The sequence below is a fragment of the Mycobacterium sp. 852002-51152_SCH6134967 genome (assembly GCF_001667105.1).
Taxonomy (GTDB): domain Bacteria; phylum Actinomycetota; class Actinomycetes; order Mycobacteriales; family Mycobacteriaceae; genus Mycobacterium; species Mycobacterium neumannii_A.
Window position 1 is genome coordinate 89,452 of the sequence record NZ_LZIK01000021.1, and the last position, 23,936, is coordinate 113,387.

The 23,936-nt window shown below is 67.3% G+C and carries 24 protein-coding genes; 9 read left to right on the forward strand and 15 right to left on the reverse strand.

Annotation, left to right across the window (positions count from 1 at the left end):
- Positions 1-17: 17 nt before the first annotated feature.
- The 3 genes from A5790_RS07070 to A5790_RS07080 are packed head-to-tail and all read right to left on the reverse strand — an operon-like array spanning position 18 to position 3,235.
- On the reverse strand, positions 18-524 hold the full coding sequence (locus A5790_RS07070) for a YbjN domain-containing protein (protein ID WP_064399698.1): 507 nt from the start codon (positions 522-524) through the stop codon (positions 18-20).
- Complete coding sequence (mshA, locus tag A5790_RS07075) at positions 521-1,849, reverse strand: D-inositol-3-phosphate glycosyltransferase (protein WP_066842200.1); 1,329 nt, start codon at positions 1,847-1,849, stop codon at positions 521-523. The genes A5790_RS07070 and mshA overlap by 4 nt, the downstream gene beginning before the upstream one ends.
- A 36-nt stretch (positions 1,850-1,885) precedes the next feature.
- A complete protein-coding gene (locus A5790_RS07080) occupies positions 1,886-3,235 on the reverse strand; it encodes an ROK family transcriptional regulator (protein ID WP_066842202.1) in 1,350 nt (449 codons plus the stop codon).
- Between the two features lie 187 nt (positions 3,236-3,422).
- On the opposite strand from A5790_RS07080, the gene A5790_RS07085 reads away from it, so the two are divergent.
- Both A5790_RS07085 and A5790_RS07090 read left to right on the forward strand, forming a co-directional pair.
- Complete coding sequence (locus A5790_RS07085; protein WP_066810740.1) at positions 3,423-4,181, forward strand: SDR family oxidoreductase; 759 nt, start codon at positions 3,423-3,425, stop codon at positions 4,179-4,181.
- An 89-nt stretch (positions 4,182-4,270) separates the two neighbouring features.
- The gene (locus A5790_RS07090) at positions 4,271-4,519 is read left to right on the forward strand and encodes a hypothetical protein (protein ID WP_064419931.1); all 249 of its coding nucleotides are present in this window, start codon (positions 4,271-4,273) and stop codon (positions 4,517-4,519) included.
- A 36-nt stretch (positions 4,520-4,555) separates the two neighbouring features.
- Here A5790_RS07090 and A5790_RS07095 read toward each other — a convergent pair whose 3' ends face one another.
- Positions 4,556-5,848 carry an Ig-like domain-containing protein gene (locus tag A5790_RS07095; RefSeq protein ID WP_064399702.1) on the reverse strand — a complete coding sequence of 431 codons (1,293 nt, stop codon included), beginning with the start codon at positions 5,846-5,848 and terminating at the stop codon, positions 4,556-4,558.
- 15 nt (positions 5,849-5,863) lie between these two features.
- Positions 5,864-6,919, reverse strand: coding sequence for a UDP-N-acetylmuramate dehydrogenase (locus A5790_RS07100; protein ID WP_066842204.1), 1,056 nt, complete (start codon positions 6,917-6,919; stop codon positions 5,864-5,866).
- A gap of 26 nt (positions 6,920-6,945) precedes the next feature.
- Here A5790_RS07100 and A5790_RS07105 point away from each other — a divergent pair, with 26 nt between their 5' ends.
- Positions 6,946-7,452, forward strand: a complete 507-nt coding sequence (locus A5790_RS07105; RefSeq protein ID WP_064425352.1) for a DUF2505 domain-containing protein — start codon at positions 6,946-6,948, stop codon at positions 7,450-7,452.
- A gap of 9 nt (positions 7,453-7,461) precedes the next feature.
- On the opposite strand, the gene A5790_RS07110 is transcribed toward A5790_RS07105, so the two are convergent.
- From A5790_RS07110 to A5790_RS07155, 10 genes are all read right to left on the reverse strand, one after another.
- Positions 7,462-8,070, reverse strand: a complete 609-nt coding sequence (locus A5790_RS07110; protein WP_066842273.1) for a TetR/AcrR family transcriptional regulator — start codon at positions 8,068-8,070, stop codon at positions 7,462-7,464.
- 82 nt (positions 8,071-8,152) lie between these two features.
- Positions 8,153-8,554, reverse strand: coding sequence for a hypothetical protein (locus A5790_RS07115; protein ID WP_082961616.1), 402 nt, complete (start codon positions 8,552-8,554; stop codon positions 8,153-8,155).
- A gap of 19 nt (positions 8,555-8,573) precedes the next feature.
- A complete protein-coding gene (locus tag A5790_RS07120) occupies positions 8,574-9,083 on the reverse strand; it encodes a hypothetical protein (RefSeq protein WP_066842206.1) in 510 nt (169 codons plus the stop codon).
- Positions 9,083-10,387: a cytochrome P450 gene (locus tag A5790_RS07125; protein ID WP_231987622.1), complete on the reverse strand. Its 1,305-nt coding sequence runs from the start codon at positions 10,385-10,387 to the stop codon at positions 9,083-9,085. Before A5790_RS07125 ends, A5790_RS07120 begins: the two co-directional genes overlap by 1 nt.
- Entirely contained in the window at positions 10,384-11,010 is a 627-nt protein-coding gene (locus A5790_RS07130) for a TetR/AcrR family transcriptional regulator (RefSeq protein WP_066842279.1), read from the reverse strand. The genes A5790_RS07125 and A5790_RS07130 overlap by 4 nt, the downstream gene beginning before the upstream one ends.
- 59 nt (positions 11,011-11,069) lie before the next feature.
- Positions 11,070-11,504 (reverse strand): nitroreductase family deazaflavin-dependent oxidoreductase, encoded by a 435-nt coding sequence (locus A5790_RS07135; RefSeq protein ID WP_066842210.1) that lies wholly within the window; start codon positions 11,502-11,504, stop codon positions 11,070-11,072.
- A 7-nt stretch (positions 11,505-11,511) separates the two neighbouring features.
- Positions 11,512-12,768 carry a cytochrome P450 gene (locus A5790_RS07140; RefSeq protein WP_066842212.1) on the reverse strand — a complete coding sequence of 419 codons (1,257 nt, stop codon included), beginning with the start codon at positions 12,766-12,768 and terminating at the stop codon, positions 11,512-11,514.
- On the reverse strand, positions 12,765-13,544 hold the full coding sequence (locus tag A5790_RS07145; RefSeq protein WP_066842214.1) for an SDR family NAD(P)-dependent oxidoreductase: 780 nt from the start codon (positions 13,542-13,544) through the stop codon (positions 12,765-12,767). Before A5790_RS07145 ends, A5790_RS07140 begins: the two co-directional genes overlap by 4 nt.
- A 4-nt stretch (positions 13,545-13,548) precedes the next feature.
- Positions 13,549-14,772 (reverse strand): amidohydrolase family protein, encoded by a 1,224-nt coding sequence (locus A5790_RS07150; protein ID WP_066842216.1) that lies wholly within the window; start codon positions 14,770-14,772, stop codon positions 13,549-13,551.
- Positions 14,769-16,238: an aldehyde dehydrogenase family protein gene (locus A5790_RS07155; protein WP_066842218.1), complete on the reverse strand. Its 1,470-nt coding sequence runs from the start codon at positions 16,236-16,238 to the stop codon at positions 14,769-14,771. The genes A5790_RS07150 and A5790_RS07155 overlap by 4 nt, the downstream gene beginning before the upstream one ends.
- A gap of 198 nt (positions 16,239-16,436) precedes the next feature.
- Here A5790_RS07155 and A5790_RS07160 point away from each other — a divergent pair, with 198 nt between their 5' ends.
- From A5790_RS07160 to A5790_RS07185, 6 genes are read left to right on the forward strand one after another with little or no spacing between them, the layout of a single operon-like run.
- Positions 16,437-17,708: an MCE family protein gene (locus tag A5790_RS07160; RefSeq protein ID WP_066842220.1), complete on the forward strand. Its 1,272-nt coding sequence runs from the start codon at positions 16,437-16,439 to the stop codon at positions 17,706-17,708.
- The gene (locus tag A5790_RS07165; protein WP_066842222.1) at positions 17,705-18,733 is read left to right on the forward strand and encodes an MCE family protein; all 1,029 of its coding nucleotides are present in this window, start codon (positions 17,705-17,707) and stop codon (positions 18,731-18,733) included. The genes A5790_RS07160 and A5790_RS07165 overlap by 4 nt, the downstream gene beginning before the upstream one ends.
- Positions 18,726-19,787: an MCE family protein gene (locus A5790_RS07170; RefSeq protein ID WP_369829770.1), complete on the forward strand. Its 1,062-nt coding sequence runs from the start codon at positions 18,726-18,728 to the stop codon at positions 19,785-19,787. The genes A5790_RS07165 and A5790_RS07170 overlap by 8 nt, the downstream gene beginning before the upstream one ends.
- Positions 19,784-21,127 (forward strand): MCE family protein, encoded by a 1,344-nt coding sequence (locus tag A5790_RS07175; protein WP_066842281.1) that lies wholly within the window; start codon positions 19,784-19,786, stop codon positions 21,125-21,127. The genes A5790_RS07170 and A5790_RS07175 overlap by 4 nt, the downstream gene beginning before the upstream one ends.
- A complete protein-coding gene (locus A5790_RS07180) occupies positions 21,124-22,386 on the forward strand; it encodes an MCE family protein (protein ID WP_066842226.1) in 1,263 nt (420 codons plus the stop codon). Before A5790_RS07175 ends, A5790_RS07180 begins: the two co-directional genes overlap by 4 nt.
- Entirely contained in the window at positions 22,386-23,936 is a 1,551-nt protein-coding gene (locus A5790_RS07185; protein WP_066842228.1) for an MCE family protein, read from the forward strand. The genes A5790_RS07180 and A5790_RS07185 overlap by 1 nt, the downstream gene beginning before the upstream one ends.

A 23,936-nucleotide genomic window follows, 5' to 3' on the forward strand; every position in this document is an offset into this window, starting at 1 on the left:
CGGTCTGGGCGAAAGGGTCAGTCGTCCTCGTCGTCGATCAGGTGGGCGAACGCCTGCAAATTCTTCAGCGACTCGCCGCGCGACACCCGCCATTCCCACTCCTTCTGGATCGACGAGCGAAACCCCAACTCCAACAACGTGTTGAAGTCGTTGTCGACGGCTTCGAGCACCTGACCGAGGATCCGGTCGACTTCGTCGGAGGTCACCGATTCCAGCGACATCCGCCCGACGAGGTAGATGTCGCCGACGTTGTCGAGCGTGTACGCGACCCCGTAGAGGCGGCGGTTGCGCTTGAGCAGGAACCGGTAGACGCCCTCGTGATTCTCGTCGGGCTTGCGGCAGACGAACGCCTCGATGCGTACCGAGTGCTCGCCGATCGACAGGATTGTGTTGGTCTTGAGCCGTCGCTCGCCGGGCAGTTCGACGATGATGCCGGCCAACCCACCGCGCGCACCTTCGTGATACGTGCAGACCAGACCGTTCTCCTTGCACGCCTCTTCGATGACCTTCGCCGCGTCGGTCATGCCCGCACCCCCCGCCGCCGCGAGAACCGCCGACCCGTACGGCGCGCGTTGTCACGCATCTGGTGACGTGCCCGGTAGTCGGCGATGGCGCGGCCGTAACTGGCCAACAGCGCGTCGACGGTGCGGGCCCACGAGAACGTCGCCGCGTGGGCCGCGGCCGCGGGCCTCAGAGCGTCGGCGCGGCCCAGCACATCGCCGATGGCGTGCGCCCAGTCGCCGTCGTCGTGCCCGTCGACCAGTGTCCCGGTGACACCGTCGCGCACCGCGACCGGCAATCCGCCGACCGCGGCGGCCACCACCGGCGTCCCGCATGCCTGAGCTTCGACCGCGACCAGGCCGAAAGACTCCGAATAGCTGGGTACGGCCACCAGGTCGGCGGCCCGGTACACGTTGACCAGCTGTTCGCGCGACTGGGGCGGTAGGAACGTCACCCGGTCCGAGATACCCAGATCGTTGGCCAGTCGAATCAGCCCGTCGGGGGCCTGCAGTCCGGAGCCGGAGGGGCCGCCGGCCACCAGCACGCGGACGCCCGGCAGTTTGGCCGCCGCGCGCAGTGCGACGTCGGGCGCCTTCAGCGGCTGGATGCGCCCGACGAACGCGACCACCTGCTCGTCGGTGCCGAGTCCCAGCGCGGCACGCGCGGCGTTGCGGTCCCCGGGTGTGAACGTCTCGAGGTCGACGCCGGGGTGCACCACATCGATCCTTGCCGGATCGGCGTTGTGTACCGAAACCAGTTGCTGCGCTTCATGTTCAGTGTTGACGATCAACCGGTCGGCCTCGTCGACGACCTGCTGCTCACCGACCGCGCGCAGCGGCGGTTCGGGTGAGTCACCCTCGGCCAGGGCGGCGTTCTTGACCGCGGCCAGCGTGTGCGCGGTGTGCACGAGCGGCACTGCCCAACGGTCGCGCGCCAGCCAGCCGACCTGACCCGACAACCAGTAGTGCGAATGGACGATGTCGTAGTAGCCCGGTTCGTGCGTCGCCTCCGCGCGCAGCACCCCCGCGGTGAACGCACACAACTGGGTGGGCAGGTCGTACTTGTCGAGCCCCTCGAACGGGCCCGCGACCACGTTGCGCACCAGCACACCGGGAGCGACCCGCACGGTGGGTTGGTCGGCCGACGAGGTCGCCCGCGTGAAGATCTCCACTTCGACCCCGCGGCGAGCCATCTGCAGCGCGCTCTGGAGCACGTAGACGTTCATCCCGCCCGCGTCGCCGGTGCCGGGCTGGGCCAACGGCGACGTGTGCACCGACAGCACGGCGACGCGCCTGGGGACCGGAAGTCCGGCGGCATCAGAACGGGACGGATCCGTTGCTAGGCGCACACAGACATGTCTACACCGTCGGCCCGAGGCGCCCCGTCACGCAGGGACCTCGGGGCTGGCTTCGGGTCGGCGCGATTGCGCGCGCCGCATCGCGCCGATCGGGTCGGCGTACAGGCCGCCCAGCGACACGACGCCCGCGCCGGCTTCCTGCACCCGGTTGCCGAACACGGTGAGCCGGATCTCGCGGGCGGGCATCACGGATCGCTGTGCGAAGGCGGCCTCCACGGTGGCCATGCCCTCGGGGTACTCGGTGAACGCCTGACCGCCGACGACGAGATCGTCGGGGTTGAGCATGTCGCGCAGCAGGGCAACGGCCTCACCCAGAACCCGGGCACGCTCGACCAGCAGGTCCTGCGCCGGCCGGCTGCCCTGACGCGCGGTCTTGAGCAGCGCCTGCATCGTCGAGCCCGGCCCCTCGAGCGGAATGACGCGCGCCTTGCGGGCGGCGATCAACACGGCCTCGTCGCTGACGGTCGACTCCAATTGGCCGGTGCCGCCGAGCAATTCGGAGCTCGCGGGCAGTGCGGCGATGGTACCGGGACCGCTGGCCGGGGAATGCACGCGCCCGCCGATGGACAGCGCGTAGCCGACGGTCTCGCGGGCGTAGACGTACAGGCTCGTGCCCGCGGGGGCGAGGAGCGTTTCCGGCCACGTGGTCGACGGTTGCCTGCGTGCCCCCAGCAGGAGTTCGGCGCCCGCCATCGCGTCGACATGCGAGGCCACTGACACCGGCAGTCCGATCGCCTCGGCGAGCACCGGACCGACCGGGGCGTCCGACCATCCGAGTCGCGGGTGGTCCAGGTAGCCGGTCGCGCTGTCGACGACACCGCCGGCCGCCACACCGACCCACAACGGGCGCCGGCGGTGCCAGCGGCTCAGGTATCGGCGGGCGCTGCCTGCCAGCGACGTCAGCGCCGCGCCCTGCGGGCCCCGCGGGGTCGGCGTCTCCACCACGTCGAGGGTGCGGCCGAACAGGTCGGTGGCGACGATGCTGGTGGTCTTCGCGCCGATGTGGACGCCGAGCGTGAAGTAGGGCTCGTGGTTCACCTCGACAGGCACTCGGGGCCTGCCGATCGCGCCGGAGACCGCGAGGTCGGCGCGCTCCCTCAGCACACCGGCCTCCAGCAGCGCGGTGACCTGGCGGTTGACGGTAGCGATGCTCAGCCCGGTGACCCGCGCGATCGCATCACGGGCGATCGGTCCGCGCTGGCGGGCCGCACTGAACACCGAGGCGGCGGCCGCGTCCGCGACCTTCAGTGACGGCGCGACGATCCGCGTGCGGGCCTGGCGGTGCCGGCCGGTGACGGACGTCAGCGTCTGCTTGGGATGCTGCGCGCTGCGCACGGGGCGCTTGGCGGGGAGGGTGGTGGCGACGGGAGTGCTCATCTGCTTGTCCTTGGGGAGAATTCGGCCGGCGGCGGTGTTCGGGCCACACCCGGCGATTCAGAAGGACAGAGATGTCGTCTTCGAAACAGTCAGGCGCGGGCAGGCGTGCAACAACAACACGCACGCCGCATACAGGCCTGACTGGACAACACGAGGTGAACTTAGCACGCCAACTAAGGTTGGGCAGATGACGACTTTCCAGGCCGACGGTCGTGTCGCGGTGGTCACCGGCGCAAGCGCCGGAATCGGTGAAGCGACCGCGAGAACCCTTGCAGCCCTTGGCTTTCACGTGGTGTGCGTGGCCCGGCGCGAGGCGCCACTCAAGGCCCTGGCCGAAGAGATCGGCGGCACCGCGATTGTGGTGGACGTCACATCTGAGGAGTCCGTGTCGGCGTTGGCGGCGGCGGTGGACCGGGTGGATGTGCTGGTCAACAACGCCGGCGGGGCCCTCGGGCTGGATCCGGTTGCCGAGGCCGACGTCGAGCACTGGCGCTGGATGTGGGAAGTCAATGTGCTCGGCACGCTGCTGGTGAGCCGCGCGCTGCTGCCGAAGCTGATCGCGTCGGGCGACGGGCTGATCGTCACGGTCACCTCGATCGCGGCGGTGGAGATCTACGACAACGGCGGCGGCTACACCTCTGCCAAGCACGCGCAGGGCGTGCTGCACCGCACGCTGCGCAGCGAGTTGCTCGGAAAACCGGTGCGGCTCACCGAAGTTGCGCCCGGCATGGTGAAGACGGACTTCTCGCTGAACCGGTTCGAGGGCGACGAGGACCGCGCGGCCAAGGTGTATGAGGGCGTCACTCCACTGGTGGCCGAAGACATCGCCGAGATCATCGGCTTCATCGCCAGCAGGCCATCGCACGTCGATCTCGACCTGATCGTGGTCCGGCCGCGCGATCAGGTCAGCGGGGCCAGCGGATCGCGGTTCAACCGGAAGCTCTGAAGATCTGCTTTTTACGTTCGCGTAGATCATTGAGCCGCGGGACGTTATCTTCCACTCGAAATCAATTCAACTGGACAGGGTGGGATGACATGAAGAAGGCAATCGCGGCCGCTGCACTGGCGTTCGCGGGCTTGATGGGCGCAGCGGGAACGGCCCATGCCGTTGATTACCTGGAGACCGACGCGAACGGGCAGCCGTGGTTCTGGCCCACCGAGGCCGAATGCCAGTCGGACGCCCCCATCGTCTGGAACGATCCGAACTTCGACCGGGCCTACCCGTATTGGTTCTGCGCCCCGGGCGACGGCGGCTGGTATCTGTTCAGCACCGACGCTCAGTAGGCGGGTCAGCCGCCGGGCGTGCTGACACTGTGAACGTCACCCGCCCGGACGGCCGCTCACCGGCTCGGGTGCGCCCGACGGCGTCGCGGGCGCGGTGCTCGGCATGTCCGGAGCGTTCGCGTCCGACAGCGCCGACATCGACTTCCACTCCTCCCACGGCACGGCCCAATCCCAGATGTCGCCGTCGGCGTAGGACAACTGGATGCGCGTGCCGGTGACCTCGACGGGATCGCCGTAAATCGCGCTGTTGAAGTACTGCTCGGCATCGGCCGGTGACAAGTTGATGCAGCCGTTGGTGACGTTGCTGCTGCCCTGAGAACCCAGGCTGGCCGGGTTGGCGTGGATGAACTCGCCGTTGTTGGAGATCCGTACCGCATGCCGCATGTGCACGTTGGCGTAGCCCGCGGCCGGGTTGGTCATGTAGAAGTCTCTGTACTTCTCGGTGACGACGTGGATGCCGCTGCGGGTGACGTTGCGGTCCAGATCGCCTTCGCCGTAACTGCAGGGAAAGTCCATGACCACCGCGCCAGCCCCGTCGAGAACCTGAATGCGGTGCGACGGTGCGTCGGCCCTGACCACCTGACGACGGCCGATCTCGAAGTGCAGCGAGATGTCCTGCGCGCCGTAGGCGCCGTCGCCGAACGGCACGCCGTAGAGCTTCGCGTCGACGTTCACCTTGGTGCCCGCCGGGTAGTACTCGCGGGTGCGGTAGTGCACGCGCGACCCGCCGACCTCGTCGGGCAGCCACGCCCAGCTGCCTTCCACCTGCGGATCGGTGGTGACCGTGAGCGCTTTCTCGACGGCGGCCTTGTCGCTGATCGGTCCGTCGAACTGGAGGATGACCGGCGCCGCCACCCCGACGACCTGACCGTCGCCGAGTTGGAAGCGCCCACTCACCTGAGTGCTGGGGTTGATCGTGGAGAACGAGCCCTCGACGGGCGCCGCCTTGCCGTCGCGGCCGACAACCGAGCCCTTCCACGTGTACTGCACGCCGTAGCCGAGCGGTTCGGTGATCGTGAACTCGGTGCGGTCGCGGTTGAGCGCACCGGCGACGACCTTCCCGTCGGGGTTGGTCAACGAGACCCGCTGAAACCAACCGTCGGCGACCTGGACACCGACGGGCGCGGTCGGCGAGACGTCGGTCGCGGCGTTTGCCGGCGTGAAGTCCAGCGAGGGGGCTCCGGACGCTTCACCGTCCTGCGACGCCGAAGACCCGTCGTCCTTGGAGCCGCACGCGGCCAGCACGCCCGGCGCGACGACGCCGACCGCCAGTGCGGCCAGGGCGCGCCGCCGGTTGAACCCCGGCGGTAGGGGTTCTGCTCTACTCACGTGAATCGAGCGTACCTACAGCGAGCACCCGATCAGGACAGGCTCGGCTGTGAGCTCGATCCCGAATTTCGTTCGGACGCCGTCACGTACCGTCCTGGCCAGCGCGATCACGTCGGCGGTGGTGGCGCCGCCGCGGTTGGTCAGCGCCAGCGCATGCTTGGTCGACAGCCTGGCGGCGGCGCCTTCGCCCGGATGGCCTTTGCCGAAGCCGGCCCGCTCGACCAGCCACCCCGCGGCCAGTTTGACTCCGTCGGGGGCCGGATAGTTGGGCACCGGTCCGTCGACCGAGGCGCGGAGCCGCTCGAACTCCGCGGTCGTGATGACGGGGTTGGTGAAGAACGAGCCCACGCTCCAGGTGTCGTGATCGTCGGCGTCGAGCACCATGCCCTTGCTCGCCCGCAGTGCCAGCACCGCCTCGCGCACCTCGAGCGGATCGGCGCGTGTGCCCTGTTCGGCGCCCAGCGCGGTGGCCAGTTCGCGGTAGCGCAGCGGCGCGCTGCGTCCGGCCGGGTCCAGCGCGAACTCCACCTCGAGCACGATCGCGTCGTGCGCGTATTTGAGGACGCTGGTGCGGTAGCCGAACCGCAGCGCGTCGGGTTGGACCCAGCCGTCTTCGCCGGTGCGACGGTCCAGCAGGCGCACCCGTCGGATGGTGTCGGCCACCTCGGCGCCGTACGCGCCGACGTTCTGTACCGGTGTGGCCCCGGCCGACCCCGGTATCCCCGACAGGCACTCCAGGCCACCCAGACCGTGCGCCAGCGACGTGACCACGACGTCGTCCCACACCGCACCGGCCTCGGCGCGCAGGACTTCACCGTCGACGGTGATCTCGGTGTTGGCGAGATGGATCACCGACAGGTCGGTCAGCTCGTCGGACAACACGACATTGGAGCCACCCGCCAGAACGAGCGCGTCGTCGCCGGGGCCGAGCGTTCGGACCACGTCGATGACCTTCTGCGTGGTGTCGCACGTGATCAGCCGTCGCGCGACGGGTCCCACCCGCAGCGTGGTCAGCGGCGCAAGCGGCACCCGCTCCTCGACGGAGGCACCCCCTAGTTGCGAACCGACCACGGGCGGTAACGGTAGCCTGACCAGCTATGCCGCGCTCATTCGACATGGCCGCCGAGTACGGGGGAACCGTCGAGCAGGTCCACCGGGCGTTCGGCGACGAGCGGTACTGGCTCGCGCGGCTGACCGATTCCGGCGCCGACATGTACTCGCTGGACTCGATGGTCATCGACGACCAGGGCGGCATCGATGTCGTCACGACGCAGACGCTGCGCGCCGACCGGCTGCCCGGTGTGGTGACCCAGTTCCACCGCGGAGACCTGAGCTTTGTGCGCGAGGAGGCGTGGAGCCCGGTGCTCGACGGGAAGGCCACCGCGACGGTCAAGGGGTCGATCCCCGGGGCGCCGGCAAGTTTGGCGGGCACTGCGGTCCTGAGCCCGGCGGACAGCGGCTCGCGGCTGGAGTTCACCGTCGAGGTCGAGGTGCGAGTTCCGTTGGTGGGCGGCAAGATCGAAAACTTCATCGGCGGCCAGCTCGTCGACCTGCTCATCGCCGAACAGCGCTTTACGACGCTGTGGATCGCCGAAAACGCTTGAGGCGCAACCTCAAGAGGTGGTGCCGCCGAGGGCGGTGACGCAGAACCGCCACAGCTGTTCCTTGACGGTGTCGAGTTCGCCCTCGGCATGGTCGGCGAACGCGTAGTAGTGGTAGACCGAGCGCACCAGTTCGGTCATGAACCATGAATCCCATTCGGGATCACCGGGATTGAGCAGGCCCGCCTCTCGGGCGGCGGTGACTTCGGCGCGCACGAGGTCGACGAACGGCTTCTCCGCCTCGGCGAGTTCGGTGGGGAACTGACGATGCAGTCGCCACCGGGCGGACACGACGAACCGCGACATGGCGGCGTCGTGGCTGTCACCGTCGAGACGCTCCAACGTCGACGTGATGAAGTACCGCAGACGTGCCAGCGGATCGGGAAGCTCTTCGGCGGCCTGCCTCCAGCGCTCGACCGCCTCGGTCATCGCATCGCCGATCACGGCGAGAATCAGCTCGTCCTTGCTGGCGAAGTAGCGGTAGAACGTCTGCAATGCGACGCCGGCTTCGGCGGCCAGTTCCTGGGTGGTGAAATCGTCGCCCTTGGCGCCGATCAACGTCCTGGCGGCGTCGAGCATCTGGCGGACCTGCTGGGCGATGCGCTCCCGCGAGCGTTGCACGGCCGCCGACCGCTCGACCGCTCGCTCCACCCAGGACACCGGGAAATGCTAGCGCCTCGGCCTGCGGGGCAGCATCGCGCCGTCAGACGCTCGATTCCACGTGACGGCGCGCGACCGACTCGATGTGGTCCATCAGTGTCTGCAGGGCCGCGGCCGGGTTGAGCTCGAAAGCCTCGGTGTCCTCCTCATAGATCAGCACGTGGCCGGACGGGAAGAAATACGCATCGCCGGCGGTGGCGACCTCGTCGGCAAGATCGGTTCCGGGGAAGCGGCATCGGATGCGCCCCTTGAACACGTAACCGTAATGCGGGCACGGGCACACCCCGCCGGGCAGGCCTTGGTACAGCGCCGTGTGGTCACCGGGACCGGTGGTCGTAAAGCCGACCTCCATGTCACCCCACTGTGCCGACCGAAAACCGCTGCCGCACAACGGCCACCGGCCGCCACCACCGACGGGTAAATCGGCGAGCCTGCTCACCGGCATGGGAGTCCTCCTTGCACCGTCAGTCCAGTTTGTCGAGCCGGAACGGCATCTCGATCTCGGTCATCTCGTTGAGGCTGCAGGCACCGCTCTCCCCCGACGTCTTGTCGAAACCGGCGAAGACCCGCGAGCCGGGGAGCAGGAAGCCTTCGTCGCCGACAGGAAAGAAGCGGTAACTCTGATGCCCCGTCACCGTCCGTCCGGTGCCGTCCGCGCAGCGCTGCCAGTCGGGCAGCTCCCGCTTGACGATGTACTCGCTGTTTGTGATGACGATGTCCGCGCTCCAGCCGGCATCGCTGTCGACCGTGCCGCTGCAGTTGACATCGTCGATACACGTCATCGCGATCGTCCAGGTGCTCCGGACACTCGGCAGGTCGCGGTAGACGTCGTTGGTCATGGCAAAGTCGCCGTTCGACGTCGCCAGATACCGGCCGTTGAGGGCGGCGTCGGCGGCGTGTGCGGGCGGGGCCAGGGCAACCACGGTCACCGCGGCGACCGCCGCGGCCACCAACGCGCCACCGACCGTTGGCATCAGCCCATTGGGGTGAACCGCAGGTGCAGTTCGGTCAGACCGCGCAGGATGTACGTCGGCTCGTAGGTGAACTCGGGGTTATCGGCCGATCCGTGGAAACGCTCGTCGACGCGGATGTCGCTCATGCGAGCCAGGATTCGCTCCAACGACACCCGGCCCTCGACCCGCGCGAGCGGCGCACCGGGACACGAGTGCGCGCCGCGGGCGAAGGCGATCTGTTCGCGGACGTTCTTGCGGTCGAGCCGGAATTCGTGCGGGCATTCGAACCGGTCCGGGTCACGGTTGGCCGCCGCCGCCGAGACCATCACGGTGGTGCCCGCGGGGATCTTCACCCCGGCCAACTCAGTCGACCGGACCGCAAGCCGGAACTCGGTTTTCACCGGGCTTTCCATGCGCAGCGTCTCTTCGATGAACGTCGGCACGAGCGCGGGGTCCTCACGCAGCGCGTGCTGCAGTTCGGGCCGCTCGCACAGGATCTTCATCGCGGCGCCGAGCAGTTTGGCGGTGGTCTCCTGCCCGGCCCCGAAGAGAAAGCTCGCGGTGCGCACCACGTCGGTGACGGCGGGCTGCGAACCGTCGGGATACGTCGCGTTGGCGAGTTCGCTGAGCACGTCGTCGCGTGGCTGCGCGCGCCGGTCTTCGATGTACGCGCTGAACTTCTCGTCCAGAAACTCCAACGGGTTGATCGCGGCACCCTCGCCCTCGATGTTGCCCATCAGATGCGGGTTGGCAAGTGCATCACGGAACTCCTTGTGATCCTCTCGCGGGACGCCGAGCAGATCCGCGATCGCCAACAGCGAGAACGGCTTCGAATACGCGGTGAGGAACTCGCATTCGCCGTCCGGTCGAGCTGCGTCGACGAACTCGTCGAGCTGGGCGTCGGCGAGCTCCCAGAGGAAGTCCTGGTTGGCTTTCAGACGGCTGGGTGTGAGCAACTTGCTCAACAGCGAACGCGCCCTGGTGTGGTTGGGCGGGTCCATCGCCACCATGTGTTCGTACAAAGGCATCTGGGTGCGGTGGGCGTCGATCTGCGCGCGGATGTCGTCGCCCTCGGGAGTGAACGGCAGCGGCGGGAACGGCCCACCCACCGCCACACAGTTCGACCACAGGCTGGCGTCTTTGAACACTTCGAGGGTGTCGAGGTATCCGGTGACCGCGACCACGCCGTGGTGTGGCTCTCTGACCACCGGCCCCTGCCTGCGCAGGTAGTCGAAATAGGGGTGCGGATCCGGCACGAACGTCGGGCTCGTGAAGAAGTCGACGGCGTCGAAGTCGGTGTCGTTCTCGATCCGGGTTTCTGTCACTGCTCACCTTTCTGTGCGCGGGCGGCACCGCCGAGTGCCGCCAAGCTGAAGTGCCATAGCCGTTGTGTGGCGAGTTCGAGTTCGGCGCTGTCGTGCTCGACGAACGCGTAGTAGTGGTAGACCGATCGGATCAGTTCGCCGAGGAACCACGGATCCCATTCGGGGTCAGGCGGACTGAGCTGGCCGGCCGTCACCGCATCGGCGACTGCGCCGCGCAGCAGGTCGACGAACGGCTTTTCGGCCTCGGCGAGTTCTTCGGGGAACTGTCGATGCAACCGCCACCGTGTCGACACCACGAACCGCGCCATCGCGGCGTTTCTCCTGTCACCGTTCAAACGCTCTAGCGTCGCTGTGAGGTAGAAGCGCAACCGCGACAGCGGATCCGGCACCTCGTCGGCTACTGCAGACCATCGCTCGCATGCCTCGGTCATCGCATCGCCGATCACCGCGAGAAGCAGCTCGTCTTTGCTTCCGAAATAGCGGTAGAACGTCTGCAAGGCGACGCCGGCCTCGGCGACCAGTTCACCGGTGGTGAACTCGTCGCCCTTGGCGGCGATCAGCCTGCGCGCCGCGTCGAGCATCTGCCGGACCTGTTTGGCGATACGCAATCGGGACCGTTGCACCGCGGCCGACCGCTCGACGGCGCGTTCGACCCATGCCACCGCGGGAACCTCAGGTGTGCTCATGTCGGAGTCAGCACCACGACGGGGATGTCGCGCGAGGTACGCGCCTGATAGGCATCGTAATTCGGCCATAGCTCGGCCATGATCCGCCACAGCTGCGGCTTCTCTTCCGGTGTCGCGGTGCACGCCCTCACCGCGATCCGCCGGTCGCGCACCTGGATCTCGGCGGCCGGATTCGCCTGCAGGTTGAGGTACCACTTCGGATGCATGGGCGCCCCACCCATCGAGGCGACGACCAGATAGTCCTCGCCGTGCCGACCGAAGATCAGCGCCGAGGTCCGAGGCTGTCCGCTGCGCCTGCCGGTCACCGTCAGCAGGAGCGTCGGGACGCCGTTCCACAGGTATCCGACCTCGCCCCCGGTCTTGCGGTAGGCGGCCACATGATCGCCCCCGACGAGGGTCAGATCCGATGCCGTGTAGTCGGTTTCGCTCATAACGTCCTCAGGAGGGATCGAACAGCACGGGGATCGCGGTGGCGCCTCGTTCGTACAGGCCCACGAAGCGGGGGGGTTCGGCGTCGGGGTCGAGGCGCAGATTCGGCAACCGGTCGAGCAGTGCCGAGATGGCGACCGCCATCTCGGCCCGCGCGACGTGCATGCCCAGGCAGATGTGGGCGCCCTGGCCGAACCCCAGGTTCGGCCGCATCGGTCGGTGGATGTCGTAGTCGTCCGGGCGGTCCCACCGCTGCGGATCACGGTTGGCCGCACCGATGTTGATGTGCACCACGGACCCGGCCGGAACCTCGACACCGCCGAGTTCGGTGTCGCGGGTGACCCACCGGGAGAACATCGGGTCGGTGGGCATCCACCGCACCGACTCCTCGATCGCCGGGCGTAGCAGGGACCGGTCCTCGCGTACCGCGTCGAGCATCTCCGGACGCTGCAGCAGCCCGGTGAGCGTCGTACCCATCTGCTTCCACGTGGTGCCCGACCCCGCACCGAGCAACAACAAGACGAACGAGTCGATCTCGCGCTCGGTCAGCCGGGTGGTATCACCGTCTTCGTCGGTGATCTGCGCCTCCACGAGAACACTGATGAGGTCGTCCTCGGGATGGCTGCGTCTGGCGGCGATCACCGGCCGGATCAGCTCGACGACACGCTGCGGATCATGCGTGAGTGCGGCGCGGATTTCGAGTGCCTGCTCGACGGGTAGCCCGAAGCTGCCGGTGATGGTGAGGATCGGAATCGCGGCGCAGAAGTCCACATTGAGCTCGGCGCGTCCGTCGGCGGCGAACCCGTCGATCAGCATGTCGACGGTATCGGCGATCCAGTTGTCGATCCACCACTTGCCGTTCGAGGACAGAAACGCCGGCTGGACGAGCGCGCGGTAGCGCCTGTGCTGGGCGCCGTCCATGGACAGCATGCTGTTGGTGATGGCCAGCGGTCCGTTGTCCAGGTCGACCGGTTCCGGAGACGATGCGAACACCTCGGGGTCGCGGTGGGCGGCAAAGCCGTTCTCGTAGTCGAAGACTGTGAAGTGCGGCCGGTCCGGATACGGCAGGCCGTGGAAGTACATCGGTGCGGTGCAGCCTGTCAGTTCATGGAGGATGCCCGGCAACACGGGGCCTTGTTCACGGAGCCGGTGCCACACCGGATACGGGTCATCCTGGTAGGCCCCGCCGCTCAGTTCGTTGTACGAGCTGCGAAGGTCGAAAAGCTCCCGCAGCCTGTCCCGGTCGAGGGTGGGGGTTGTCGTCATCGCGCCACGTACCCACCGTCGACGGGCAGCGCCACCCCGGTGATGTTTCTCGCGGCGTCGGAGACGAGGTAGAGCGCGGCTTGGGCGCAGTCCTCGGCGGTGATCACATGCCCCAGCGGGTGTTGCGCCCCAACCTTTTCCGCGATCTGAACCTGCTGCTGCTCGTCGACCTGCAGGCCGCCTGCGGCCATGAACCCGGTCAGCGGCATCGCGGCGGGACAGATCGCGTTGACTCGGATCCCGAACGGTGCCGCCTCGACCGCCACGGCGCGGGTCAGTTGCAGCACGCCGCCCTTGGTCGCTCCGTAGACGGTGCCACCCCAGGCGACCAGGCCCGCCACCGAGCCGGTGTTGAGGATCACCCCGCCGTCGCCCTGCCTCTTGAACTGGACCACAGCGTGTTTGCAACCCAGGAACACTCCGCCCAGGTTGACCGCGACGAGCCGGTTGAAGTCCTCGAGCGTGTGGTCCTCGAACGACATGCCGAGCCGCGGGGTGGGGATCCCGACGTTGTTGAACATGATGTCGAGGCGGCCGAACCAGTCGACGGCCATCGTGATCATCTGTCGCACTTGGTCTTCGTCGGCCACATCGACACCGATCGGGACAGCCGTGCCGCCCGCAGCGTCGATCTCGTTGACCGTTTCTTTCGCTCGCTCGAGGTCGATGTCGGCGACGACGATCCGCGCGCCTTCCTGCGCGAAGAGCGCCGCCGACGCCCGCCCCACCCCGGAGCCGGCACCGGTGACGACGGCGCTCTTGCCGTTCAGTTTCACGCGATCACACGCCCGCAAGGACCGGCGGCTCGGCCGGGGCGAAGCGGTAGAGCCGCTCGGCGTTGCCGCGGAGCAACTTGTACTGGACGTTCTCGGGCAGGTCTTTCATCGTGTCGCGGGCGACGTCGATGCAGTTGGGCCACGTCGAGTCGGAGTGCGGATAGTCGGTCTCGCACATGATGTTGTCCTCGCCGAGCTCATCGAGGCTCTTGACCGCGTGGCGATCCTCGATGATGCAGCCGAAGATGTGGTTGCGGAAGGTCTCTCGGATGTCGAGTGTGTCGAGATCGGCCTCGTTGCCCGCGTGGCCCATGAACCTCGTCCCGCGCTTGACCCAGTAGCGCTGCTTGTCGAGCACCTGCTCCGCGCGTTCCAGGAAGTAGGGCATCCAGCCCATCTCCCCCTCCGACAGCGCGATCTTCAGGTTCGGGTAGCGCTGGAACAGCCCGCTGAAAAGCCACGAGAGCATGGTTCCCGAGGTGCGCGATGCGCCCCAGGTCAAGTTGGCCATGAACGGCGCGTCCTTGCAGATCTTGGGAAGTTGTGACGACGACCCGACGTGCATGCTGGCGACCATTCCGGTCTCGTTGGCCGCCGCCATGACCGGTTCCCAGTAGCCGTCGGCGTCGTGGATGGTCGGCAGTCCCAACGGTTCCGGATTCTCCGAAAAGGCGAACGACGTCACACCCCTGGCCGCCATGCGCTCCATCTCCTTGGCCGCCAGCTTCGGATCCCACATCGGGATCAGCATCAACGGGATGTACCTGCCGGGGGCGGCCGCACACCACTCTTCGACGAGCCAGTCGTTGTAATGCTGAAGACATTCGAATCCGAACTCACGATCGCTGGCCTCCATGAACAGCTGCCCACAGAACCTCGTGATCGTCGGAAAGCACAGCGAGGCAAGCACACCCGAGCGATCCATGTCCTCGACCCGGGCCTTGGCGTCATAGCAGCCCGGCCGCATCTCCGAGTACGACAGTGGCTCGGGGCTGAACTCCTCCTTCGACTTGCCCACCACCGCGGACAGACCCGAGTTCGGATAGCGCTTGCCGTCGTAGACCCACATGTCGACCCCGTTGTCGTCGGGCTCCATGTGCGGTGCTCGGTCGCGGTCCTTGGAAGCGACGCGATCCACCCAGAGGTTCGGTGGCTCCAGGATGTGGTCGTCGACGGAGATCAACCAGTTCAGATCGTAGGTGCCTGCGCCATTGCCGTTCGCGCTCATCGTGAAAGCTCCCCTATCGAGATGTGTTTGACTTCTTGGAATTCGCGGATGCCGTCTGGCCCTCGTTCTCGCCCCAAACCGCTCTGCTTGTAGCCGCCGCTGGGTGCGTACGCGGAGAACACGGTGGTGTTCACGTTGACCGCGCCGGTGCGCAACCGGCGCGCGACACCGACGGCGGCGCTCACATCCGCGCCGTACACTTGACCGGACAGGCCGTAGATGCTGTCGTTGGCGATCTCGACGGCGTGGTCGACGTCGCGGTAGCCCAGCACCGCGATGACCGGCCCGAAAATCTCCTCTTGTGCGGCGGGATTGCCGTTGTCCGGTATGTCGAGGACCGTCGGCTCGAAGTAGTAGCCGCGATCGAGGCCGGCCGGGCGGCCACCACCGCAGATCACCTTGCCGCCGTTCTCCTCGGCGGCCCTCACGAGGCGTTCGCACCGATCCCGTTGCGCCGCACTGATCACCGGGCCCATCGCGGCGTCGGCGGAACTCGGAGGGCCGATTTTGATGTTCCGGTACGCGGCGCTGACCGCTTCGAGAACCTGCGCGCGTCGCTCCTCGGGAACGAGCATGCGCGTGGCGGCGACGCACGCCTGTCCGGCGGTGCTCATCACGACCATGGCCGCCCCGACCGCGGCCCGGTCGACGGCATCGGCCAGGTAGATCTGAGCGGACTTGCCGCCGAGCTCCAGCGATACGCGCTTCACCGTCGGCGCCGCTTGCGCGAGGATCTTGCGGCCCGCGAGCGTCGACCCCGTGAACGACACCATGTCGACGCCCGCGTGGCTGGTGAGCAGTTCTGCTGCCGCAGTGCCTCTTTCGGCGACAACACTGAGCACGCCGTCCGGTAGCCCGACCGCCTCCGCCGACTTGGCGAAGATCAGCGACGAGATCGGGGTCAGCGGGCTGGGACGCAGGATCACCGAATTGCCCGCCATGAGTGCCGGGATGAGCTTCTGGAACCCCATGATCAGCGCCGCGTTGTACGGCGTGATGGCGGTGACCACACCGACGGGCTCATGGCGGCGAACGCTCAGTGCCACCCGCCCGCGCACGAGATCGTCGACGGGGACCGGGCTGGCCTCCTCATGCGGCATCGACGAAAACAGTTCGATGGTCTGGCGGGCGATCCCGACGCCCGCCCGCACCTGGGTCATCTCGGCGAACCGCGTCGGCTGGCCGGCCTCGGCCACAAGCGTGGGGACGACGGTCGCGGCGTTGGCCTCGACGTGATCGATGAACTGGTGCAGTGCGCGGGCCCGTTCGGCAACGGGCCGGTCGGCCCATACCCCGGCGTCGAAGCTGCGCCGAGCCTCGGCGATGGCCCGCTCCACCTCGGTCAGCGGCGTGACGGTGAGGTCGTGCACGTGGCTCTCGTCGGCAGGGTTCTCCACGGCGAGGACTTCCTGCCCGGTGACCCAACGCCCCGCCACGAAGGTGCGGTGCTCGTCGAGAATCGGCACGTCGCCCTCCCTCAGCCGCTGCGCCCAGAGTATGCATGTCGAAGTAGAACGTAACTCTCGTTCAGTCAATAGTAAACAGATTGGTCAAAGTACTTTGAAGTTCTGATTTCGGCTGTATATTCATCTCGTCACCGCAAGTGTGAGATTTCGGTCACATCCTAGGGGGTCAGCGTTGATCGCCGCCAGCAGTTTGCTCGGATGCGCCGGAACCTGAGGCGCACGCCGTGGAGTGCGGCGACGGATTCGCGCCCGGTGGCCGCCGCTCCCGGGCGCGATTTCGGGGCACGCAGCTACCGGCGTCCGCTGGTCGGGTTGATCGCCGTCCTCGGCGCCGTCGCCGTCGTCGGCGCCGCCGTTGCGATGTTCAACGGGACCTTCACACCGTCAGCGTCGGTCACCGTGATGACCGATCGTGCCGGTCTGCTGATGGAACGCGGCGCCAAGGTCAAGCTCAACGGCGCGCAGATCGGCACCGTCGCGGCCGTCGACCAGACGCCAGAAGGCCGAGCCGAACTCACTCTGTCCATCGAACCAGCGCGGCTGCGTCTGATTCCCGACAACGTCCGCGTCGAGATCGGCGCCAACACCGTGTTCGGCGCGAAATCGGTCGAGTTCCTCCCACCCGTGCATCCATCCGGGGTGTCTATCCGGGCCGGGCAGGTACTCGATTCCGAGCACGTCACCGTCGAGACCAACACGATCTTCACGGAGTTGAATTCCGTGCTCTCCCACATCGACCCCGTGAAGCTGAACGAGACGTTGCGTGCGATGTCGACGGCGTTCAGCGGTCGCGGTGAGACGTTCGGCCAGTCACTGACCGACTTCAACTCCTTCCTGGTGACGATCGAACCGAATCTTCCCCAGTTGACCCGGGAGTTGCAGATGCTGCCCGACGTCGCGGCCGGATACGCCGACGCGGCACCCGACTTGATGACGATCTTTCGCCACGCCAGTGCGATCAGTCGCACGCTCGTCGACGAGCAGTCGAACCTGGACCGTTTTCTGGTGTCGGCCATCGGGTTGGCCGATGCCGGCAACGACGTCATCGGCGGCAATCGGGAGTCATTGGCCGATCTGCTGCATCTGATGGTGCCGACCACCGACCTCACCAACGAGTACCACGAGGCACTCAACTGCGCGCTCGCAGGAATTCAGCGCAACTTCGTCGGTAAGCCGCCGGCGCCGGTGCCCGGCGTCAACGACATCGGCGCCCTGGTGCTGGGCATCGAGCGGTACCGCTATCCGCAGGATCTACCGAAGGTCGCCGCCACCGGTGGTCCGCAGTGCGCTGGGCAGTTGCCGTTGCAGTACAACGAATTCCCGGCCAAAGTGGTCGCCGACGTCGGCACCAATCCGGCCCGGTACGGCAACCAAGGCCTCCTGTTGAACTCCGATGGCCTCAAACAATGGTTGTTCGGGCCCATCGACGGGCCGCCGCGCAACACCGCCCAGTACGGACAGCCCGGATGAGCACAGCGGGTACCGCGGCCAAATTCGGCGTCTTCGCGGTCATCATGTCGGTGTTGACGGCGAGCCTCTTCCTCGTCTTCGGCGAGTTCCGCAGCGGGTCGACCAGCGCGTACTCCGCCGTCTTCGCCGATGCCTCCAGCGTGGAACCCGGTGACTCCGTGCGGGTTGCGGGTGTGCGGGTGGGCACGGTTCGCGACGTGGTGTTGCGGACGGACAACACGGTGGTGGTGGCGTTCGACGCCGACGACGACGTGGTGCTGACGACCGGCACTCGAGCAGCGGTGCGGTATCTGAACCTCGTCGGCGACCGCTATCTGGAACTCGTCGACGGGCCGGGCTCCACCCGGGTGATGCCCGCAGGCGCACAGATTCCAGTGGACCGCACCCAACCGGCCCTGGACCTCGACCTTCTGCTCGGCGGGCTCAAACCCGTCATCCGGGGCTTGAACCCCACCGACGTCAACCAGCTCACCGGTGCGTTGCTCCAGATCTTTCAGGGCCAGGGCGACACCCTTGATTCACTGCTGAGCAGGACGTCGTCGTTCTCGAACACGTTGGCCGACAACAACGCAGCGTTGGAGAGCTTGATCGACAACCTCGATGCCGTGCTCGCCAATCTCGGAAGGGAGGGTGACCGTTTCTCCGGCGCCCTCGACCGCTTCGAACGCCTGGCGACGGAACTGGCCGCAGATCGCGACACGATCGGCACCGCGATCGACTCCCTCAGCACCGGAACAGCATCGGTCGCGCAACTGCTGTCCGATGCGCGTCCCCCGCTGGCAGCCACGATCGATCAGCTCAATCGCCTCGCGCCGCAGCTCGACGACGGAAAGGGACAGATCGATGTCGCGCTGCAGCGGGCTCCCGAAAACTACCGCAAGCTGGCGCGGGTCGGTTCGTACGGCAGCTTCGTGAACTACTACCTGTGCGGCATCACGATCCGCGTCACCGATCTGCAGGGCAGGACAGCGGTTTTCCCCTGGGTCAAACAACGGTATGGGAGGTGCGCGGAGCCCGATGCTTAAGTACCGCGGTGCCAACCTGACTCGAGCGGGGTTCATCGGAGTAATCCTGATCCTGCTCGTCGTCGCAATCGGGCTGCAACCCGAACGGCTGATCGCCTGGGCCAGCGCGATCACCTATCGCGCCGAATTCGCCGAAGCGGGCGGGTTGAGCACCGGCAACGACGTCAAGGTCTCGGGCGTCAGGGTGGGCAGCGTCATCGACGTCGCGTTGGGTGAGCGCGGCGCAGTGGTCACGTTCACCGTCAAAGACGCCGTCCGCCTGGGCGATCGGACCACGGCCCATATCAGGACCGGTTCGCTTCTCGGCGAACGCGTCCTCACGGTGGAACCGTCGGGCAGCGGTGCGATGCGGGTCGGAGACGTCATACCGCAGTCCCGGACGGGATCGCCCTATTCGCTGAACGAGGCCGTCAACGACCTGACCACCAACGTCGCCGCGACAGATATGAACGCGCTCAACCAATCACTGGACCTGCTGTCGGCGACGCTCGACCAGGTCGCCCCCCGACTGGGGCCGACGTTCGACGGCCTGACCCGACTGTCGCGGTCCCTGAACAGCCGCAGCGAGAGGCTCGACACGCTGCTGAAGCACGCCGCGACGGTGTCGCAGGTTCTCGCGCAGCGCAGTGGGCAGGTCAACACGCTGATCCTCAACGCCAACGACCTGCTCGCCGTGCTCGTCGAACGCAGGCACGCCATCAGCGAACTGCTGGCCAACGTCTCGGCGGTGGCCCGACATGTGACCGGCCTGGTCGAGGACAACGAGGCCGAACTGGCCCCGACGCTCGACCGCCTGAACTCCGTGACCGCGATGCTCGAGAAGAACCGCGACAACCTGTCCAAGGCGCTGCCCGGGTTGAAGAAGTTCGAGATCACCAGCAGCGAATCCGTCGCCAGCGGGGCGTATTACAGCGCGTTCGTGCCGAACCTGATCCCGCCCCAACTCCTTCAGCCATTCTTCGATTACGCGTTCGGCTTCAGGGCCGGGGACCCGAACATGCCCCGCGCATTGTTTCCGTGGCCGCGAAACGGCATTCCGGGGGGATCGCGATGAAGTCCATGGCCAAGCGAGTCCTGCTCGCTGTGCTCGCCGCCGTTCTGGTCGCGGGCACGGTGGTGCTGGTTCGGCAGATCTATTTCCCGTCGCAGCGGATCACCGCGTACTTCTCCTCGGCGACTGGTCTCTATCCCGGCGACGACGTTCGCATCGCCGGTGTGAGGGTCGGCACGATCCGTTCGATCACACCGCAGGCCGCGGATGCCGAAGTCATTCTGGAGGTCGACCACGGTATCCGCGTGCCTGCCGACGCGAAGGCCGTGATCGTCGCGCAGAACCTGGTCGCCGCGCGCTACGTCCAGTTGGCCCCGCTGTACCGAAACGGTGAACCGCGCATGGCCGACGGCGGCGTGATCCCCAGGTCCCGCACCGCCGTGCCGGTCGAGTGGGACGAGGTCAAGGACCAGTTGTCGCGGTTGGCAACCGAACTCGGACCCGACGGCGAGATGTCGACGACGTCGATGGGCCGCTTCATCGAGTCCACTGCCGACGCCATGGAGGGCAACGGCCCGAAATTGCGGCAGACCTTTGCGCAGTTGTCACAACTGGCGCGCATCCTGTCCGACGGTAGCGGCGACATCGTCGCCACGATCGAGAACCTGCAGGTCTTCGTCACTGCGCTGCGCGACAGCGGCGACGACCTCGTGTTGTTCCAGGACCGACTGGCGACCTTTTCCACCGTATTGGATGACAGCAGAGCCGATTTCGACGCCGCAATGTCGGAGCTGGCGATCGCCGTCGGCGAGGTGCAGCGGTTCGTGGCCGGAACCCGGGACAAAACCGCCGAACAGGTCCAGCGGCTGGCCAACGTGACCCAGGTGCTGGTGGACCATCGCCTCGACGTGGAGAACATCCTGCATGTCGCGCCGACCGCATTCGCCAACGCGTACAACATCCTCAACCCGAATGTGCCCGGCGCGCTCGGCACGTTCGTGTTCAACAACTTCTCGAATCCCGTCGCGTTCATCTGTGGCGCGATCGGCGGCATCGCCAACATCACCGCCCCCGAGACGGCCGAGGTGTGCGCCAAGTATCTCGGACCCGCGATGCGGCTGCTCAACTTCAACTCCCTGCCCCAGCCACCGCTGAACCCGTTCCTGATGCCGGCCGTCACCCCCGACAAACTGGCCTACGCCGATCCCGCGCTCGCCCCCGGCGGGCCCGGTGGCGCCCCAGTCGGTCCGGAACAACCGCCTGCGGTCTCGGCCTACTCCGGTGCGCCGGGCGCCCACGTGCCCGTCCCGGCGCCCGCCCACGCACCGGGCCCCGTTCCGACACTGCACGATGTGCTGCTGCCTGCCGAAGCGCCACCTGCGGTCGATGGGACCCCACCGTGAACGCGGCGAAGCTGTGGCGTGGCGCCGCCGCGGCTCTCTGTGTCGCGGTGACGGCGACGGCGTGCGGATTCGAGGGCGTGAACTCCCTTCCGCTGCCCGGAGCGGTCGCCAGCGGTCCGGACCATGCGATCTACCACGTCCAGTTCACCAATATCGGGACGTTGGAGTCGAATTCGCCGGTGATGATCGACGACGTCGTGGTGGGCAGCGTCGGCACCCTCGATGTACACGACTGGGTCGCCGACGTCGAGGTGCGGGTCCGGCCTGATGTCGTGGTGCCGGGGAATGCGGTGGCCACGATCGGGCAGACCAGCTTGCTCGGCTCGATGCACGTCGCGCTCGATCCGCCGCCGGGTCAACTCCCGACCGGCAGGCTGGCACCGGGCGCAACCTTGGCAGTCGACCGATCCTCGACGTATCCATCGACAGAGCAGACGCTGTCGTCGCTGTCGGTCGTGCTCAACGGCGGCGGACTCGGACAACTCGGCGATGTCGTCCACGGTGCCGCGACGGCGTTGTCCGGTCGCGAAGGCGACGTCCGGGACCTCATCACCCGCCTGGACACCTTCGTGGGAACCGTCGACGCGCAGCGGGACCGATTCAACTCCTCGATCACCGAACTCGACCGGTTCACCGCGACGTTGGCCGCCCAGGAGGACGACATCACGCAGGCGCTGCACACGGTCCCGCCGGCCATGGACGTCCTGCTGCAGGAGCGCGACCAGCTCATCACCGCCATGCGTAAGCTCGGCGAATTCAGCGACACCGCAACCGATGTCGTCAACACGGCCGGCGATGACCTGGTGCGCAACCTGTCGAACCTCGATCCGACGGTGAAGGCGTTGGCCGACGTCGGCCAGATCGGACCGGTGATCGCCTACCTGCCGACCTTCCCGTTCTCTCAGAACTTCGTCGACCGCGCCATCCGCGGCGATTACATCAACATCTTCGCGACCATGGATCTGACCGTCCCTCGCCTGAAACGCTCGCTGTTCCTCGGAACCCGGTGGGGTGACCCGAACGTCGAACTGGTCCCGGCGCCGGGGGATCCGGTCCATCTGAACTACACCTACGAACCGCTGAGCCTGGGTGTGACCGCCCCCGCGCCGGAGGTCGATTCGGGTGAACCACCCGTGATGGTGCCCATGCGGGCCGAGGCGCCCGCCCCGTTGCTGCCGGTCACGCCGCCGCCGTTCGGCGATGCGACGGTCCCGGACGCATCGATCTTTGCAGGCCCGTACCCGGGTAGGGGCGGCTGATGCTCACCAGGGCCGTGCGGACACAACTGATCGTGTTCACGATCGCGTCGGTGATCGCCATGACCGCAATGGTTTTCGGCTATCTGCGGGTCCCGACGTGGTTCGGCATCGGTCATATCACCGTCACCGCGGAACTGCCGGGCACCGGCGGGCTGTACCGATTCGGCAATGTGACCTATCGCGGCGTGCAGATCGGCAAGGTCACGAGTGTCTCCCCCACCGCGACCGGTGCCACCGCGACGCTGTCGCTGCGGTCCTCACCGAAGATCCCCGCCGACGTGCAGGCCAACGTGCGCAGCGTGTCGGCTGTCGGCGAGCAGTACGTCGACCTGGTGCCGCGGGCAGACGGGCCGCCGTTCCTTCGTGACGGCGCGGTGATCGCCGAGCCGGACACCACGATCCCGCTGCGGGTGGGCCCGGTGCTCGACGAGTTGAGCGCTCTGGTGAAGAGCGTGCCGAAGCGGGAGTTGTCCGACCTGCTCGACGAGTCGTATCTGGCGTTCGACGGCGCAGGATATGACCTCGGCTCGCTGATGGATTCGGGCTCGCGTATCGCCGCCGAGAGCAACGCCACCGCGGAGCGCACCCGCGCGCTGATCGACGACAGCGAACCGCTGATTGCCTCGCAGGCGCAAAGCGCTGATGCGCTGCGCATCTGGGCGCGCAGCCTGGCCGCCGTCACCGGACAGATGGCCGACAACGACGCAAACTTCCGGACCCTGCTCGGCACCGGTCCCGGCGCCGCCGACGAGATCGCTCGACTGCTCGAGCAGGTCAAGCCGACGCTGCCGGTGCTGCTGGCGAACCTCACCACCGTCGGCGAGGTGGGGGTGACCTACAACCCGGCACTGAGGCAGTTACTGGTCCTGCTGCCGCCCTATGTCGCGGGCTTCGGATCCCTGTCCCAGCTCAACAATCCGCTCGGCCTGTCCTACGGCGGCTTCTCGCTGATGAACGGCGATCCGCCGGCGTGCACGGTGGGCTTCCTGCCGCCGTCCCAATGGCGGTCCCCCGAGGACGAGACCGTCATCGACACCCCCGACAACCTGTACTGCAAACTGCCGCAGGACTCGCCGATCGCGGTGCGCGGTGTCCGCAACAACCCGTGCATGTCCAACCCCGGCAAGCGGGCGCCCACCGTCGAGATCTGCAACAGCGACCGGCCTTTCGAACCGACCGCGATGCGCCAGCACGTGCTGGGCCCGTACCCCTTCGACCCCAACCTCATCGCGCAGGGCGTCGCACCCGACTCCCGGGTGGATGCCGACGAGAGGATCTTCGCCCCGGTTGAGGGAACATCGCTGCCGCCACCAGCAGCGCCCATGCCAGCAGTGCCATCAGCGCCAGTGCCGGCAGAACCCGGACCGGCCCCAGCTCCTGTGACACCGAACGCATCGCCTGACGGTGCTCCTCATGGTGTCGCGGCGGCGACGGCCAAGTACGACCCGCGCACCGGGCGCTATGTCGGCGCCGACGGACAGGTTTACCAGCAGACCGATCTGAGCTCCGGCGGCGAGGCGTCGTCGTGGCAGGACCTGCTTTCGCGCTGA

Coding starts and splice junctions, on each gene's coding strand:
- A5790_RS07070 (WP_064399698.1), bottom strand. CDS start 524: ATGACCGACGCGGCGAAGGTCATCGAAGAGGCGTGCAAGGAGAACGGT.
- A5790_RS07080 (WP_066842202.1), bottom strand. CDS start 3,235: ATGAGCACTCCCGTCGCCACCACCCTCCCCGCCAAGCGCCCCGTGCGC.
- A5790_RS07085 (WP_066810740.1), top strand. CDS start 3,423: ATGACGACTTTCCAGGCCGACGGTCGTGTCGCGGTGGTCACCGGCGCA.
- A5790_RS07090 (WP_064419931.1), top strand. CDS start 4,271: ATGAAGAAGGCAATCGCGGCCGCTGCACTGGCGTTCGCGGGCTTGATG.
- A5790_RS07105 (WP_064425352.1), top strand. CDS start 6,946: ATGCCGCGCTCATTCGACATGGCCGCCGAGTACGGGGGAACCGTCGAG.
- A5790_RS07115 (WP_082961616.1), bottom strand. CDS start 8,554: ATGCCGGTGAGCAGGCTCGCCGATTTACCCGTCGGTGGTGGCGGCCGG.
- A5790_RS07120 (WP_066842206.1), bottom strand. CDS start 9,083: ATGCCAACGGTCGGTGGCGCGTTGGTGGCCGCGGCGGTCGCCGCGGTG.
- A5790_RS07135 (WP_066842210.1), bottom strand. CDS start 11,504: ATGAGCGAAACCGACTACACGGCATCGGATCTGACCCTCGTCGGGGGC.
- A5790_RS07140 (WP_066842212.1), bottom strand. CDS start 12,768: ATGACGACAACCCCCACCCTCGACCGGGACAGGCTGCGGGAGCTTTTC.
- A5790_RS07150 (WP_066842216.1), bottom strand. CDS start 14,772: ATGAGCGCGAACGGCAATGGCGCAGGCACCTACGATCTGAACTGGTTG.
- A5790_RS07160 (WP_066842220.1), top strand. CDS start 16,437: ATGCGCCGGAACCTGAGGCGCACGCCGTGGAGTGCGGCGACGGATTCG.
- A5790_RS07165 (WP_066842222.1), top strand. CDS start 17,705: ATGAGCACAGCGGGTACCGCGGCCAAATTCGGCGTCTTCGCGGTCATC.
- A5790_RS07170 (WP_369829770.1), top strand. CDS start 18,726: ATGCTTAAGTACCGCGGTGCCAACCTGACTCGAGCGGGGTTCATCGGA.
- A5790_RS07175 (WP_066842281.1), top strand. CDS start 19,784: ATGAAGTCCATGGCCAAGCGAGTCCTGCTCGCTGTGCTCGCCGCCGTT.
- A5790_RS07185 (WP_066842228.1), top strand. CDS start 22,386: ATGCTCACCAGGGCCGTGCGGACACAACTGATCGTGTTCACGATCGCG.